The organism is Phenylobacterium zucineum HLK1 (genome assembly GCF_000017265.1).
GTDB lineage: Bacteria > Pseudomonadota > Alphaproteobacteria > Caulobacterales > Caulobacteraceae > Phenylobacterium > Phenylobacterium zucineum.
Genome location: NC_011144.1, coordinates 3,265,530 through 3,279,301, shown reverse-complemented (window position 1 = coordinate 3,279,301; position 13,772 = coordinate 3,265,530). Strand labels below are relative to the sequence as shown.

At 71.7% G+C, this 13,772-nt stretch carries 17 protein-coding genes; 3 read left to right on the top strand and 14 right to left on the bottom strand.

Going from position 1 to position 13,772, the window contains the following annotated elements; genetic code table 11:
* Window positions 1-36: 36 nt before the first annotated feature.
* The 9 genes from PHZ_RS15885 to lgt form a co-directional block, all read right to left on the bottom strand.
* Window positions 37-834: a sulfotransferase family protein gene (locus PHZ_RS15885; RefSeq protein ID WP_041373615.1), complete on the bottom strand. Its 798-nt coding sequence runs from the start codon at window positions 832-834 to the stop codon at window positions 37-39.
* Between the two features lie 62 nt (window positions 835-896).
* Entirely contained in the window at window positions 897-1,994 is a 1,098-nt protein-coding gene (gene ychF, locus PHZ_RS15880) for a redox-regulated ATPase YchF (protein WP_012523412.1), read from the bottom strand.
* 55 nt (window positions 1,995-2,049) lie between these two features.
* On the bottom strand, window positions 2,050-2,679 hold the full coding sequence (gene pth / locus PHZ_RS15875) for an aminoacyl-tRNA hydrolase (protein WP_012523411.1): 630 nt from the start codon (window positions 2,677-2,679) through the stop codon (window positions 2,050-2,052).
* A gap of 18 nt (window positions 2,680-2,697) precedes the next feature.
* Window positions 2,698-3,324 (bottom strand): 50S ribosomal protein L25/general stress protein Ctc, encoded by a 627-nt coding sequence (locus PHZ_RS15870; RefSeq protein ID WP_012523410.1) that lies wholly within the window; start codon window positions 3,322-3,324, stop codon window positions 2,698-2,700.
* A 147-nt stretch (window positions 3,325-3,471) separates the two neighbouring features.
* The gene (locus PHZ_RS23210) at window positions 3,472-4,524 is read right to left on the bottom strand and encodes a hypothetical protein (RefSeq protein WP_012523409.1); all 1,053 of its coding nucleotides are present in this window, start codon (window positions 4,522-4,524) and stop codon (window positions 3,472-3,474) included.
* Between the two features lie 107 nt (window positions 4,525-4,631).
* The gene (locus PHZ_RS15860) at window positions 4,632-5,567 is read right to left on the bottom strand and encodes a ribose-phosphate pyrophosphokinase (protein WP_012523408.1); all 936 of its coding nucleotides are present in this window, start codon (window positions 5,565-5,567) and stop codon (window positions 4,632-4,634) included.
* Window positions 5,568-5,623: 56 nt separating this feature from the next.
* Entirely contained in the window at window positions 5,624-6,388 is a 765-nt protein-coding gene (gene pgeF, locus PHZ_RS15855) for a peptidoglycan editing factor PgeF (RefSeq protein WP_012523407.1), read from the bottom strand.
* Window positions 6,385-7,464 (bottom strand): class I SAM-dependent methyltransferase, encoded by a 1,080-nt coding sequence (locus PHZ_RS15850; protein WP_012523406.1) that lies wholly within the window; start codon window positions 7,462-7,464, stop codon window positions 6,385-6,387. The genes pgeF and PHZ_RS15850 overlap by 4 nt, the downstream gene beginning before the upstream one ends.
* Window positions 7,461-8,330 carry a prolipoprotein diacylglyceryl transferase gene (gene lgt, locus PHZ_RS15845; RefSeq protein ID WP_012523405.1) on the bottom strand — a complete coding sequence of 290 codons (870 nt, stop codon included), beginning with the start codon at window positions 8,328-8,330 and terminating at the stop codon, window positions 7,461-7,463. Before lgt ends, PHZ_RS15850 begins: the two co-directional genes overlap by 4 nt.
* A 122-nt stretch (window positions 8,331-8,452) precedes the next feature.
* On the opposite strand from lgt, the gene PHZ_RS15840 reads away from it, so the two are divergent.
* The 3 genes from PHZ_RS15840 (at window position 8,453) to proC (ending at window position 10,268) form a co-directional block, all read left to right on the top strand.
* Window positions 8,453-8,737: an accessory factor UbiK family protein gene (locus PHZ_RS15840; RefSeq protein ID WP_012523404.1), complete on the top strand. Its 285-nt coding sequence runs from the start codon at window positions 8,453-8,455 to the stop codon at window positions 8,735-8,737.
* A gap of 139 nt (window positions 8,738-8,876) precedes the next feature.
* Window positions 8,877-9,380, top strand: a complete 504-nt coding sequence (locus tag PHZ_RS15835) for a type III secretion system chaperone family protein (protein WP_012523403.1) — start codon at window positions 8,877-8,879, stop codon at window positions 9,378-9,380.
* Between the two features lie 90 nt (window positions 9,381-9,470).
* Window positions 9,471-10,268 (top strand): pyrroline-5-carboxylate reductase, encoded by a 798-nt coding sequence (proC, locus tag PHZ_RS15830; protein ID WP_041374315.1) that lies wholly within the window; start codon window positions 9,471-9,473, stop codon window positions 10,266-10,268.
* Here proC and PHZ_RS15825 read toward each other — a convergent pair.
* From PHZ_RS15825 to PHZ_RS15805, 5 genes are read right to left on the bottom strand one after another with little or no spacing between them, the layout of a single operon-like run.
* Complete coding sequence (locus PHZ_RS15825) at window positions 10,265-10,687, bottom strand: DUF2147 domain-containing protein (protein WP_012523401.1); 423 nt, start codon at window positions 10,685-10,687, stop codon at window positions 10,265-10,267. The genes proC and PHZ_RS15825 overlap by 4 nt on opposite strands.
* 51 nt (window positions 10,688-10,738) lie before the next feature.
* Window positions 10,739-12,103: an ATP-binding protein gene (locus PHZ_RS15820; protein ID WP_012523400.1), complete on the bottom strand. Its 1,365-nt coding sequence runs from the start codon at window positions 12,101-12,103 to the stop codon at window positions 10,739-10,741.
* A complete protein-coding gene (locus tag PHZ_RS15815; protein ID WP_012523399.1) occupies window positions 12,103-12,810 on the bottom strand; it encodes a response regulator in 708 nt (235 codons plus the stop codon). Before PHZ_RS15815 ends, PHZ_RS15820 begins: the two co-directional genes overlap by 1 nt.
* Entirely contained in the window at window positions 12,807-13,298 is a 492-nt protein-coding gene (locus PHZ_RS15810; protein ID WP_012523398.1) for a MarR family winged helix-turn-helix transcriptional regulator, read from the bottom strand. The genes PHZ_RS15815 and PHZ_RS15810 overlap by 4 nt, the downstream gene beginning before the upstream one ends.
* 38 nt (window positions 13,299-13,336) lie before the next feature.
* On the bottom strand, window positions 13,337-13,732 hold the full coding sequence (locus PHZ_RS15805) for a DUF4870 family protein (RefSeq protein ID WP_012523397.1): 396 nt from the start codon (window positions 13,730-13,732) through the stop codon (window positions 13,337-13,339).
* Between the last annotated feature and the right edge of the window lie 40 nt (window positions 13,733-13,772).

Here is a 13,772-nt window from a genome sequence, read left to right as displayed (position 1 = left end):
CTCCGCACGCAACGGTCTCGCGCAGGGACCGGGGCGTCAGCAGTAGTTCATCGGCCGCATGATGGGATTGCAGATGGCGGTCACCACTTCCTGGAAATCGGGCCGCAGGGCGTCGAGCCGGGGGGAGAGGTCGAGGCCGCCGCTGTACTTCGGCGAGTGGGTCGGGTCGGCCTGCGAAGCCTCGGTGTCCCGCTTCTTCCCGTCGGCCATCACCCAGAGGCGGCTATGGTCGAATCCGGAGGCGCCCACGAAGGCGGCCAGCCGCGCCTGGAGGCCCGCGTCCTCCATGTCCTCGTAGCGGAAGATGAAGTTCCGCTCGCCGAAATTGTGCTCGAAGATGGTCCAGTAGAAATGCCGATACTCTTCGGCGACCTGCTTCACGTCGTCAGGGCCGAAAACTCCGCGCCCGCCCTTCTCGTGCACCTCCTGCCGCGAACGGACCACGTCGTGGGGATGTCGGCAGATCGTGACGAATTTCGCCTCCGGGAGCAGCTCGCTCAGCACCGGGAAGTGGGGCGTGAGCATGGGATCCTTGAGGCACAGGATCTGCGGCTCGCCCAGATGCCGCCAGATGCCGGCCAGGGCGCTCCGGGCGCCGTCGGCCAGAACCCGCCGGAACGTCTCCCTGTCGGGAAACAGGCCGTGGGTGTGGATGTCCCAGTTCGCCGTGCCGGCCCAGTAAGCCTGCACCATGAAGGAGAAGAAGCTGATTTCCGGCGTATAGGGGCTGGCGCCCGGCGCTGTGCAGAGCAGCGCATGGGCGATGGTCGTCCCCGAGCGCGGCGCGCCGCCCACGAAGACGAGCTTCGCCGGAAAGGTCTCTTCAGCCGACATCACGCTCCCCTGTTGGTTTCTGCTCGCGTGGCGCTGCGACCAGCTTCTGCGTGGATACCGTCCTAGACGTTGAAGCGGAAGTTCATCACGTCGCCGTCCTTGACGACGTACTCCTTGCCTTCCGAGCGCAGCTTGCCGGCGTCTCTCGCGCCCGCCTCGCCGCCCAGGCGGACGTAGTCCTCGTAGGCGATCGTCTCGGCGCGGATGAAGCCCTTCTCGAAGTCGGTGTGGATGACGCCGGCGGCCTGGGGGGCGGTGTCGCCCTTGTGGATCGTCCAGGCGCGCGCCTCCTTGGGACCCACGGTGAAGTAGGTCTGCAGGCCGAGCAGGTGGTAGGCCTCGCGGATCAGGCGGTTCAGGCCCGGCTCCTCCAGGCCCAGGGTCTCGAGGAACTCGGCGCGCTCCTCGGGCTCGAGCAGGGCGATCTCGCTCTCGATCTTGGCCGAGATGACGACGCTGTCGGCCCCGTCGCGGGCGGCGCGCTCCTGCACGGCCTTCGAGAGCTCGTTGCCGGTGGCGGCCGAGCCCTCGTCGACGTTGGCGACGTAGAGGGCCGGCTTGGACGTCAGGAGCTGAAGCATCCGCCAGGCCTTCTCGTCCTCGGCGGCGATCTTGGCGACGCGGGCCGGGCGGCCCTCGTTCAGCTCGGCGAGCGCCAGCTTGATCAGGCGCAGCGTCTGGGCGGCCTCCTTGTCGCCGACCTTGGCGCGCTTCTCGAGGTTCACCACCCGCTTCTCCAGGCTCTCCATGTCGGCCAGCATCAGCTCGGTCTCGATGGTGTCGAGGTCGGCGAGCGGATCGACCCGGCCCTCGACGTGGGTGATGTCGTCGTCGATGAAGCAGCGGGCGACGAAGCAGACGGCGTCGCAGTCGCGGATGTTGGCCAGGAACTGGTTGCCCAGGCCCTCGCCCTTGGACGCGCCGCGCACCAGGCCGGCGACGTCCACGAAGTTGATGCGGGCCGGGATGATCTCCTTGGACGGGATGATCTTGGCCAGCGCCTCCAGGCGCGGCTCGGGCACGGCCACGTCGCCCACGTTAGGCTCGATGGTGCAGAAGGGATAGTTCGCGGCCTGGGCCGCGGCGGTCTGGGTGAGCGCGTTAAAGAGGGTCGACTTGCCGACGTTCGGCAGGCCGACGATGGCGACTTTCAGAGCCATGAGACTTTCGGGTTTCCTAGTGTGGCGGCGGACCTAGCACGGGCCGCCGGAGGCGTCATTCCCCCCGGGGCTTCCCTTGGGCCAGCTTGCGGGGGTCGGCCTTCTCGGCGGGGGCGAGGCGCATGACCTCGGCCTGGTACTTCTCGTCGTCGCCCAGGGCCAGGAGGGGGGCGGCGTCGGCGCAGGCTTCGAGGAGCGGCTCGACCCACTTCATCTCGGCCTTGTGGAAGTCGGAGAGCACGTGGCCGTGCACCAGCTCCTTCTGGCCCGGATGGCCGGTGCCCAGGCGGGCGCGGCGGAAGTCGGGGCCGATCTGGCTGGCGACCGAGCGGATGCCGTTGTTGCCGGCCGCCCCGCCGCCCGTCTTCATGCGGAAGCGGCCGGGGGCCAGGTCGATCTCATCGTAGAAGACCACCACGTCGGAAGGCTGGAGCTTGAAGAACTTCATGGCTTCGCCCACGGCGCGGCCGCTCTCGTTGTAGTAGGTCTGCGGCTTCAGGATCAGGGTGCGCACCGGCCCCTGGGGCGTGTCGATCGCGCCCTCTGCGGCGAGGCTGCGGAAACGCGAACGCGCCGCGGGGAAGCCCCAGCGGCGCGCGATCTCGTCCACGGCCATGAAGCCGATGTTGTGGCGGTTCTTGGCGTAGGTCGGGCCGGGATTCCCCAGCCCCGCGATGAGCAGCATCGGCCGGCGGGAGGAGGACTACTCCTCGCCGCCCTCGGCGGCGGCTTCGCCCTCGGCGCCTTCGGCGGCCTCTTCAGCGACCTCGGCCATGGCGCCGGCGACGCTGGCGACCACGGTCTCGCCGTCGACGGCGGCTTCCGCCTTCGCCGGCAGCTTCAGGTCGGCGACGCGGATGGTGGCGCCGATCTCGAGGCCGGTCAGGTCGAACACGATCTCTTCCGGGATCGAGTCCGCCGGGCAGGAGACGGTCAGGGTGTGCAGGGCGACGTTCAGGGTGCCGCCGCGCTTCAGGCCCGGCGAATCGTCCTGGTTCGTGAAGTGCACCGGCACTTCGATCTTGATCTGCTGGTGCTCGTCGACCCGGTAGAGGTCGAAGTGCTGCGGCTCGTCGGTGACCGGGTGCATGTCCACGGCCTTGGCGATGACCGGCTGGGTCTCGTTCCCGTACTTCAGGGTCACGAGGTGGCCGAGCAGCTTGCCGGTGTAGAGCGCCTTGCGGAACTCGTTGGCCCGCACGGCGATGGCGACGGGATCCTTGTCGCCGCCGTACAGCACGCCGGGGACCATGCCCGAGCGACGGGTGTCACGCGCGCCGCCGGTGCCGGTCCGCTCGCGCACTTCAACGTTCAAAACGATCTCGGCCATGGCCTTGCCTCAAAACGAAGCCGCCGCGCTGCTAGAAGCGCGGCGACGGAATTCCGCAGACCCCTAGGGGTCGAAAGGTGCGCGTAGATACACAAAAGCCCCGGCCAGTGCAACGGCCGGGGCCTTGAAAAGTCGGACCTTGGCGCCTCAGCGCGTAGAGGTGGTGGGTCCGGCGCCGGCCGGGGCGGTGGAGGCCGCCGTCAGCCGGGTGGGCGCCTCGACGGGCTCGGGCGCCCCGACGCTCTTCAGCACGCAGCGGCCGGTGTCCATCAGGCTGTGCACGCCCAGGCAGAACACGTCCTCGTAGTGCGGCTTGGAGACAGCCAGGCACTGGTAGAGGTTGAGCTTGGACATGTTCAGGCAGCTGGCCGCGTTGGGATCGGCCAGGATCGGCATCACCTGCTCGAGGCTGGCGTCGTCAGCGTAGCCGAGGGCCGCCAGGGCCGCGACCGCCATCGAGCGGATCACCACCGGCGTGTAGGGCGGGGCCGCCGCCTGGCCGGTGACCCCGAGCGAGCCGGTGGACAGGATCGCCTGCTGCAGGCGGGCGGTCTCGGCGGTGTCGCCCATGACGGGCGTGGCGGAGAGCTGCTTGGCGAGCGCGAGGCGGGCCTGCCGGCCGGCGACGTCCTTCTTGGACCAGGCGGCGCGCTGGACGTCGTAGGCGGCCTGGCGCACCGCCTTGCCCTGGTTGAACAGCCTGGCGCCGTCCTCGGCGAGGGCGGCCTTGACGAGGCCCGCGGCCCCGGCCGAGCCGCCGATGCCGATGACGTAGGCCGGGTCCTTCATGATCTCGTAGGCGATCGTGCGGCGCTGGGTCGGGTCGGTCGCATAGGCGCGCACGCCGGCCACGAAGCCGGGATCCTGCAGGGCGACGACCGCGCCGTAGGCGATGGCGCCGCGCAGAAGCTGCTGCGGCTCGTAGGCCGCGCCCGTGCGCACGCCGTGGGCCACGGCCTCGCCGTCGGCGAAGGCCGGCGCGATCGCCGAGGCGGTGGCGACGTAGCGGCGGTAGGCGCTGGCCTGCTCGACCACCTTCGGCGAAAGGCTGACGACCGGCGCGGCGGGAGGCGGGGCGACCGCCTTGGGCGGCTCGGCGCAGCTGGCCAGGACCGCGGCCGCGGCGAGCGCGCCGGCGGCGAGCGCCCGGCGGAGCGGCTGGCCAAATGGGATGTGGCCGAATTGGACGATGGACGGCATCGGGAGGCCTCCCCCTCTTACGAGTGGACGAATCTTAGCACCTGCCCCCCGGCGACCGTGCCCTAACTTGGTAAACTCTTGCTGAGCAAGCCTGGCCGCAGAGGATCCTAGTCGAACAGTTTCGACACGGACTCCTCATTTGCGATGCGGCGGATCGCCTCGCCGATCAGGCCCGCGCAGCCGACGGTGCGGATCTTGTCCACCCCGGCGACCTCCTGCGAGGCCTCGATGGAGTCGGTGATGACCAGCTCCTTGAGCACCGAGTTCTTCACCCGTTCGGCCGCCGCGCCCGAGAGAACGCCGTGGGTGATGTAGGCCGAGACCTCGGCCGCGCCGGCGTCCATCAGCGACTGGGCCGCCGAGCAGAGCGTGCCGGCCGAATCCACGATGTCGTCGAAGATGATCAGCCGGCGGCCGGTGACGTCGCCGATGATGTTGGCCACTTCCGACTTGCCGGGACCCGAGCGGCGCTTGTCGACGATGGCCAGCTCGGCGTTCAGGCGGCTGGCGACCGCCAGGGCCCGGACGACGCCGCCCACGTCCGGCGAGACGATCAGCAGCTCGTCGGCCTTGGCGTAGTTGGTCTTGATGTCCTGGGCCATCAGCGGCGCCGACTGCAGGTTGTCGGTGGGGATGTCGAAGAAGCCCTGGATCTGGCCCGAGTGCAGATCCATCGTCAGCACCCGGTCCGCGCCGGCGCGGGTGATCAGGTTGGCCACCAGCTTGGCAGAGATGGGCGTGCGGCCGCCGGTCTTCCGGTCCTGCCGCGCATAGCCGAAGTAGGGCATCACCGCCGTGATCCGCCGGGCCGACGCGCGCTTCAGCGCATCGATGCAGATCAGGAGCTCCATCAGGTGGTCGTTGGCCGGATAGGCGGTGGACTGCAGGACGAAGACGTCCTCGCCGCGCACGTTCTCGTCGATGGTCACCCAGACCTCGTTGTCCGGGAAGCGCTTCACCTGGGCCTTGGTGAGCGGCAGGTCCAGGTGGGAGGCCACGGCCTGCGCAAGCGTGCGATTCGAGTTGCCGGCCAGCAGCTTCATCGGACCCCCATTTGGCTAGTTGCCGGGCTTGTAGCAGCGGAAGCGGCGGAGTCCAGCTAGGCGAGCACGATCGCCGAAAGGAGGCGGCCGTAGTCGGGCTCGCCCGCCTTGAAGGCGCGGCGGTTGGAGAAGAACAGGTCCTCTTCCGCGCAGGTGTCGCGGCCGATCCACTCGCAGGCCCCGATGCCGGCGGCCCGGAGGCGCGCGAGGACGAAGCCCGGCAGGTCGAACTGGCGCTTGTCGGGCGTCTCGCCCGCCGTGAAGAAGCGCGCGTAGGCCGGATCGGCCTCGGTGAAGCGGGCGACGTACTCCAGGCCGACCTCGTAGCTGGCCGGGGCGATGCACGGGCCGACGGCGGCGCGGATGCGCTCGCGGCGGGCGCCCAGCGTCTCCATGCGGGCGATGGCGGCCTCGGCGACCCCGGTCAGGGCCCCCTTCCATCCGGCGTGGGCGGCGGCGACCACGCGCGCTTCGGGATCGGCCAGCAGGATGGGGGCGCAGTCGGCCGAGAGCGCGCCGCAGATGACGCCGGGCGTGGCGCTGACCACCGCATCGGCCTGGGGCGGGCCGGCCGGCCAGGGGCCGTCGGCGACCAGGGCCGTGGGCGAATGGACCTGGTAGGCGGTGACCAGCTCGCCGCCCAGGCGGGCCGCGCACCGGCGGCGGTTCTCGGCCACGGCGGCCGGGTCGTCATTGGAGCCGACGCCGACGTTCAGCGAGGCGTAGATCCCCTGCGAGACCCCGCCCTGGCGGGTGAAGAAGGCGTGGCGCACGCCCGGCAGGTCCAGCAGCGGCGAGGTCAGGAGGGGGAGGTCGCTCATGCATCGGCCTCTTCGAAAGCCGGCGGCGTCCAGCCGGGGGAGTGCAGGCAGCAGGCCTTGAAGAGCTCGCCCATCTGGTCGGCGGCCACTAGGCGGTTGAGCTGACGGCCGACGACCGGCGCCTTGTCGGGGCGGGCGCGCACCAGGGCCTCGGCGCGCTCGCCGATCCCGAGCCGGGCCAGGAACTCGGCCTGGGTGAGGATTGCGGCCTGCGCGCCCTCACCCTCCGCGGCGGCCATCACGGCGGGGAAGTCGGCGTGGACGGTGAGGTCCGCCTCGCCGGGGCAGGCGAGGGGATCGACCCGCTCGTGCCGGCGCAGGGCCTGGAGCGTGTCGCCGAAGCCCGGCCGGGCGCGGCCGTAGTCGATCAGCAGGGCCGCGCCGCCGTCGCGGACCACGCGGGCGCCGATCTCGGAGCCCAGCGCCTCCTGGGCGGCGGACTGTTCGAACACCGCCCCTTCGCGGGCGTCGGGCAGCAGGGTCCCGGCGGGGGTGGCGACGCGGCCGAAGGCCAGCCGCCCCCCGGAGCCCCCTTGGTCGTCGAGGCCGACGACCTGCTCGGCCCAGCCGGTGGCGGTGCGCACGAACTGGCGCACGGGCAGGCAGTCGAGGAGCTCGTTGGCGAACAGGATCAGGGGCGCCTCGCCCGGAACCTCGGCGAGGGATGCGGCCCAGCGGGGGCCATCGCCCAGCCGTTCGCGCTGGCGCGCCTTCAGCGGCTCGGACGTCTCGACCAGCCAGACATCGGCGGCGTCTAGGAATCCGGGGGCCATGCGCGCGGCGCGCAGGACGTCGCCCATCAGCGTGCCGTCCCCGGGGCCCATCTCGACCAGCCGCACGGTCTCGGGGCGGCCCATCAGCTCCCAGGAGACCGCCGCCCAGACGCCGACCAGCTCGCCGAACATCTGGCTGACCAGGGGCGCGGTGACGAAGTCGCCCCCCTCGCCCAGCGCCGGCCGGGTGGCGTAGTAGCCGAACTGCGGGTCGTGCAGGCAGGCGGTCATGTACTGGGCCACGGTCAGCGGCCCGCCGGCGGCGATCTGGGCGGCCAGCTTCTCGGCGAGGTTGCGGCTCACGCCGGCTTGTCGGCCGGGGCGAGGGCGGGGGGCGTCTCCTCGCGCATGCCGCGCCAGATCAGCCACAGCCCGAACAGCAGCATCGGGATCGACAGGTAGATGCCCATGGTCAGGCCCAGCGGCAGGTTCTCGAGCCCCGCGTCCGGCTGGCGCACGTTCTCGAGGCTGATGCGGAACACCGCGTAGAAGGTGGTGAAGAGGCCCATCACCACGCCGCGGCGGTTCAGCAGCTTCGCCCCGTGGGTGGCCCAGCGCAGGATCAGGAACAGGACGATCCCCTCGAGCGCCGCCTCGTAGAGCTGGCTGGGATGGCGCGCAACCTCGCCCGCCGGGCACCAGCCCAGGGTCTCGCGGATGCGCTCGTTGCAGAAGACGACCCCCCAGGGCGCGTCGGTGGGCCGGCCCCACAGCTCGCCGTTGATGAAGTTGGCCACCCGGCCGAAGAAGAGGCCGATCGGCACGACCGCGGCCACCAGGTCGCCGAGCCGCCACAGGTCGACCTTGTTCCGCATGGCGAAGAGGATGATCGCCAGGAAGACGCCGATGGCGCCGCCATGGAAGCTCATGCCGCCGTTCCAGATCTGCAGGATCTGCAGCGGATCGGTCCAGATGATCTGGGGCGTGTAGAAGAGGACGTGGCCCAGGCGCCCGCCGACGATGATCGCCAGGGTCACCCAGAGGATGAAGTCGTCCACCTGCTCGGTGGTGACGGGCGGCGGGCGGTGGGTCCAAAGCCGCGGGTTCTTCACCATGGCCACGGCGTAGCGCCAGCCCAGCAGGATGCCGGCGACATAGGCCAGGGCGTACCAGCGGATGGCGAGGGGGCCCAGCTGGACCAGGACGGGATCGAAGTCGGGAAACGGCACGGTTGGGCGGCTCCAGCGTTCAGGTGTGGAGAGTTAGACGAGAAGCCCTTCGCTTTCGACCCCCGACGGGCCATATAGGAGCCGAGAAGGCCGCCTTCCGCGGTCTTCCAAGATCGAGACGAATGCAGACCCAGAACCCGATCCTCGACGAGCTCGCCAAGCTGACCACCGCCGCCATGGGCATGGCCCAGGCCGCCGGCGACGAGGCGAAGGCCGCCTTCCGCAGCCAGGCCGACCGCGTGGCCGCCGAGCTCGACCTCGTACGCCGCGAGGACTACGACGCGCTGAAGGCCGAGCTGGCCGCCCTGCGCGCCGAGGTCGAGGCGCTGAAGGCGGCGCAGGCCGCCGCGGCTTCGCCCAAGCCCCGCACGCCCAAGGCGGGCGGCTCCAAAGCCGACCCGGCCTGAAGCCTGTGCACAACCCGCCCATCCGGCCCGGTTCCTGCAAGAAGCAGGTGACGGCCGGGCCGCGAAGCAGCTTACTTTCAATATCGCAGGCGATTCGGGGACCGACCTCGGCTCCCAGCCCGCTGCGAAAGGGGTCTTGATGGACACCTCCCAGACGGACGAAACCGTCCTCCTCTCCAACGATCCGCTCGACGTGGTCGAGCACGTGCTCACCGCCGAGAACCTGCCCTTCGACCGCACCGAGGACGGCGACCTCGCCTTCTCGCTGGCCGGCGACTGGAAGGACTACGAACTCTGGTTCGCCTGGCGGCCCGAAGGCGACACGCTGCAGCTCTGCCTCTCGATGGACCAGTCGGTCCCGCGCGAGCGCCGGACCGCCGCCCACGAGCTGATCGCCGCCATCAATCCCCGCGTCTGGCTCGGCCACTTCGAGCTGTGGGAAGACGGCGAGATCATCTTCCGCCACGGCATGGCGCTGATGACCGGCGAACAGCCCAGCCTGGCCCAGGCGGCGGCGATGATCGACGTGGCGGTGGAGGCCGGCGACCGGTTCTATCCGGCGTTCGACTTCATGCTGCGCGGCGCCAAGTCCCCGCAGGAAGCCATCGCCGCCTGCATGTTCGAAACCGTCGGCGAGGCCTGATCCCTCCGCCTTGTCATCCCGGAAGGCCGGCGAGACCGGGATGACAGGCTTTGTGTTGGCGGCGGGGCCCCGCTAGGTTCGCGCCCGATGATCGCACCGATACTGATGCTGGGCGCGGGCCGGATGGGCGGCGCCATGCTGGAGGGCTGGCGCGCGGCGCGGGCCTTCCAGCCCTCCGACCTGATGATCCGCGACCCGAGCCCCGGCCCGGCGGCCCTCGCCGCCGCCGAGGCGGGCGCCATGCTCAATCCTCCCGACGCCGAGCTGGCCCGCGCCCGCACCGTGGTGCTGGCGGTGAAGCCGCAGCTGTGGCGCGAGGCCGCCGCCGAGACCGCTTCGTGGTTGGCCGAGGACGCGGTGATCGTCTCGATCGCGGCGGGAGTGAAGGCCGCCGAGATCTCCCGCGAGTTCGGCGGCCGGCCCGTCGCGCGGATCATGCCGACGACCGCCGCGGCGATCGGCCGGGGCACGGCCAGCGTGTACGCCGACGATCCCGCCGCCCTGTCCCGGGCGCATGCGCTGTTCGAGCCGCTGGGGACGGTGGTGGACCTGGCCGACGAGGCGCACATGCATGCGGCCACCGCGGTGTCAGGCTCGGCGCCGGCCTATCTCTACGCCTTCATCGAGGCCCTTGAGGGGGCGGGCGCGGCGGCGGGCCTGTCGCCCGAGGACGCCCGCGCGCTGGCCCGCTCGACCATCATCGGCGCGGCGGCCCTGCTGGCGGCGACGGACGAGGACCCCGCCGAGCTGCGCCGCCAGGTGACCTCGCCCGGCGGCACGACCGAGGCGGCGCTGAACGTGCTGTTCCAGGGCAAGGGCGGCCTGCCCGACCTGTTGCGCGAGGCGGTCACGGCGGCGGTGCGGCGCTCGAAGGAGCTGGGGGCCTAGCCCTTCCGCCAGGTCTGGCCCTGGCAGACCATCAGCACGCAGCCCTCCACCCGCAGCGTGCCGTCGGGATTGAGCCGCAGTCTGGAATCGTAGGTCTTGCCGCTCTGCGGATCGTAGATCTTGCCGCCCTTCCAGCGGCCGGGGCCGTCGGCCTTGAAGTCGCGGATCATGGTCAGGCCCAGCACCGGGCGGCCGCGAAGCGCCGGGTCGGGGTTGGCGGTGTCCTTCACGTCCGGCTGCTTCAGCCAGGAGACCTGGCCGCAGAGGCGGTCGGTCCTGGCGGGGCAGGGGCCGATCCTGACCTTGGCCGTGCCGGCCTGGGTGAGCCACTCGCCCTCCACGGGCCCGGCCGCGAGGGCGGGCGCGCCGGCGAGGGCGAGGGCTGAGGCGAGCGCGGAGACGGCGAGGGCGGCGCGCATGGGGATATCCTCCGTTCGGCGCGAGAGCCTGACCCGTCTTCGGGGCGTTTTCTAGCCCGGCAGGCGCACGACGGCGCGCAGGCCGCCGAGGGGCGAACGGTCGAGGGTGATCTCGCCGCCGTGGCCGCGGGCGACGTCGCGGGCGATGGCCAGGCCCAGGCCCACGCCCTTGGTGTTCTGGTTGCGGGACTCGTCCAGGCGCGCGAACGCGCGGAAGGCCTCCTCGTAGCGCTCGGCCGGGATGCCCGGGCCGTCGTCGTCCACGGTGATCTCGATGCCCCCCTGCACCCGCCGGCGGGCGGCCACCTCGACCCGCTGGCCGTGGGCGGCGGCGTTCATGATCAGGTTCGACAGGGCCCGCTTCAGCCCGTTCGGCCGCACGGCGGCGGTGAGCCCGGGGTCGACCCGCACCGCGACCTCGGCCCCGGCGCGGACGGCGCCCTCGCTGACCTCGGCGATCAAGTCGCGCAGCGGCGTGGGCTCCAGCGCCTCGCCGCCCTCGCCGCGGGCGAAGGCCAGGTACTCGTCGATCATGTGCTCCATCTCGGCCAGGTCGCGCTTCATGTCGGCCGTGGCGCGGGTGGGCTCGGCCAGGGCCAGGGCGAGCTTGAGGCGGGTGAGCGGCGTGCGCAGGTCGTGGCTGACGGAGGCCAGCAGGGTGGTGCGCTGGTCGATGTGACGCTGGATGCGGGCCCGCATGTCGAGGAAGGCGCGGGCGGCGCGGCGGACCTCCTTGGCGCCCTGGGGCTTGAAGCTGGGCTGGTCGACGCCGCGCCCGAAGGCCTCGGCGGCGTTCGCCAGCCGCTCGATGGCCCGCACCTGGTTGCGGATGAACAGGATGGCCAGCGCCGTCAGCAGCACGGTGGCCACGGTCATCCACAGGACGAAGATGTGGCCCTGGGTGGCGAAGGCCCGGTCGCGGGGCGCGAGGATGCGCATCACCCCGCCCGGCACGTCCACGCGGATGTCCACGTAGGCGGGGTAGCGGGTGGTGTCGAACCAGTAGGGATCGTCCAGCCGCTCGGACAGCGCCCGCTCGAGCGAGCGGTCGATGGGGGCGAAGAACGGCCGGAACGGGGCCGGCGCGTCGCGGCGGCTGGCGGGCAGCTCGCGCCCGGGCTGGAGGGCGACGGACAGGCCCATGGAGTCCTCGGCCCGCTTGGACAGGCGGGCGAAGCTCTCGGGCCGCGGGTCCTCCTTGTAGCTCTCGACCGCCCAGGCGATGTCGCCGGCCAGGCCCTCGGAGAGGCGGCTGGTGACGGTCTGCCAGTGGGCGTCGAAGAAGACGTAGGTGACCGCGATCTGCATCAGGGCCACCGGCAGGACGATGATCAGCAGGCTGCGGCCGAACAGCGTGGTCGGCAGCCGCTTCTTCAGCCAGCGGCCGAAGGCGCGCAGCGGGGTCTGCGGGCGCATCAGTCGGGGGCCAGGCGGTAGCCCACGCCGCGGACGGTCTGGAGGTAGCGCGGGGCCTTGGGGTCGTCCTCGATCTTGCGGCGCAGGCGGGTCACCTGCACGTCCACGGCGCGGCCGGAGGGATCGACCGAGCCGCGGGCCAGCTCCAGCCGGTCGACGGCCTCGTGCGGGGTGCGGGCGAGCTGGCGCAGCAGGGCGACCTCGGCCTCGGTGAGGCGCACCGGCTCGCCGTCGCAGGTGAGTTCGCCGCGCTCGGGATCGAAGGCGCAGCGGCCGAGCGAAAGCACGCCGCCGGGCGTGGGCCGGTCCTGCGCGCGGCGCAGGATGGCCTCGATGCGCAGCAGCAGCTCCTCCGGCTCGAAGGGCTTGGGCAGGTAGTCGTCGGCGCCGGTGCGCAGGCCCTCGATGCGGTCGCCGGCCTCGGCGCGGGCGGTGAGCATCAGGACGGGGGTCTTGCCGGCCGCGCCGCGCTGCTCGCGCAGCCAGCGGGTTAGCGAGAAGCCGTCCTCCCCCGGCATCATCACGTCGAAGACCGCGAGGTCGAAGTCGAGGGTGGACAGCAGCCGGCGGGCCGGCGCGCCGCCGGCCGCGGCGGTGACCCGGAATCCGGCGCGGCTGAGGTACTGCTTGAGCAGGTCGCGGATGCGGTCGTCGTCGTCCACCACCAGCAGGTGGCGCCCGCGCGCGGCGGCCTCGCCCAGGCTCATGCGGGGCCTCCGCCGGTGTTGGGGCTGCGGGTGCGGCCGCCGGCGAGGGCGGCCAGGATGCGGCGGGCGCCGGCCACGCCGTCGAGGCCCCCGGCGCGGTAGGCGCGGCCGATCAGCCCGCGCAGGCGCTCGCTGACCGCGGCCTCGAAGGCCAGCCCCTTGTCGGTTAGGACGGCGGTGCGGCGGCGGCCGTCGAGGTCGCCGGCGGCCTTCTCGACCATGCCCTTGGCGGCGAGGTCCACGAGGATGCGGCTGGCCGCCTGCTTGGACAGGCTGGTGAGGTGGGCCAGCTCCTGCACCCCGATGCCCGGGCGGCGGCGCAGCAGGAAGCAGGCCCGCCAGTGCGAGCGGCCGAGGCCCTGGTCCTCGGCGTCCAGCCCCTGGTCCACGGCGGCCCACAGCGCCGCCTCGGACAGCATCAGCAGCTCGAGCCCGGTGTCGAGCTCGTCTTCGCGGAGGATCAGCCTTGGATCGGCGGGCGCGTTCACGCCCTCACCATACGTCGCGCGCCCGGCCCGGCGCTAGATTAGGCGAGCCAGGTGTAGGGCCGCGGATAGGCCTCGCCGCGCGACAGGTAGATGACGCCCACCACGCAGCGGATCGCGTACCAGACCCCCAGCAGGGCGAAGATCGCCCAGCCCACGAACACCAGCGGCAGGCCGATCAGGACGAAGCTGAGCGGCACGCCCACGACGAACAGCAGGGCGCCGATCACGCACCAGGCGATCCCGATCCAGAACGTGCGGATGAGGAAGGTGTAGTGGGTGCGCATCCGGGGGCCCGCGCCGTCCCGCTGGGCATAGGCGATGATCAGGCCGATGATCGCCGTGACCCCGGTCGCGAAGGCGAGCAGGTAGAGCCCGTAGGCCACCGCCGGCATGGTGCGGTCCTCGGTCGTTCCGTAGTCCAAGCCTTCGGTCATGGCGAAGCCCTCCGTCCCTGTCGGGGATCATGCCCTATTC

Coding starts and splice junctions, on each gene's coding strand:
- PHZ_RS15885 (WP_041373615.1), bottom strand. CDS start 834: ATGTCGGCTGAAGAGACCTTTCCGGCGAAGCTCGTCTTCGTGGGCGGC.
- ychF (WP_012523412.1), bottom strand. CDS start 1,994: ATGGCTCTGAAAGTCGCCATCGTCGGCCTGCCGAACGTCGGCAAGTCG.
- pth (WP_012523411.1), bottom strand. CDS start 2,679: ATGCTGCTCATCGCGGGGCTGGGGAATCCCGGCCCGACCTACGCCAAG.
- PHZ_RS15870 (WP_012523410.1), bottom strand. CDS start 3,324: ATGGCCGAGATCGTTTTGAACGTTGAAGTGCGCGAGCGGACCGGCACC.
- PHZ_RS23210 (WP_012523409.1), bottom strand. CDS start 4,524: ATGCCGTCCATCGTCCAATTCGGCCACATCCCATTTGGCCAGCCGCTC.
- PHZ_RS15860 (WP_012523408.1), bottom strand. CDS start 5,567: ATGAAGCTGCTGGCCGGCAACTCGAATCGCACGCTTGCGCAGGCCGTG.
- pgeF (WP_012523407.1), bottom strand. CDS start 6,388: ATGAGCGACCTCCCCCTCCTGACCTCGCCGCTGCTGGACCTGCCGGGC.
- PHZ_RS15840 (WP_012523404.1), top strand. CDS start 8,453: ATGCAGACCCAGAACCCGATCCTCGACGAGCTCGCCAAGCTGACCACC.
- PHZ_RS15835 (WP_012523403.1), top strand. CDS start 8,877: ATGGACACCTCCCAGACGGACGAAACCGTCCTCCTCTCCAACGATCCG.
- PHZ_RS15825 (WP_012523401.1), bottom strand. CDS start 10,687: ATGCGCGCCGCCCTCGCCGTCTCCGCGCTCGCCTCAGCCCTCGCCCTC.
- PHZ_RS15820 (WP_012523400.1), bottom strand. CDS start 12,103: ATGCGCCCGCAGACCCCGCTGCGCGCCTTCGGCCGCTGGCTGAAGAAG.
- PHZ_RS15815 (WP_012523399.1), bottom strand. CDS start 12,810: ATGAGCCTGGGCGAGGCCGCCGCGCGCGGGCGCCACCTGCTGGTGGTG.
- PHZ_RS15805 (WP_012523397.1), bottom strand. CDS start 13,732: ATGACCGAAGGCTTGGACTACGGAACGACCGAGGACCGCACCATGCCG.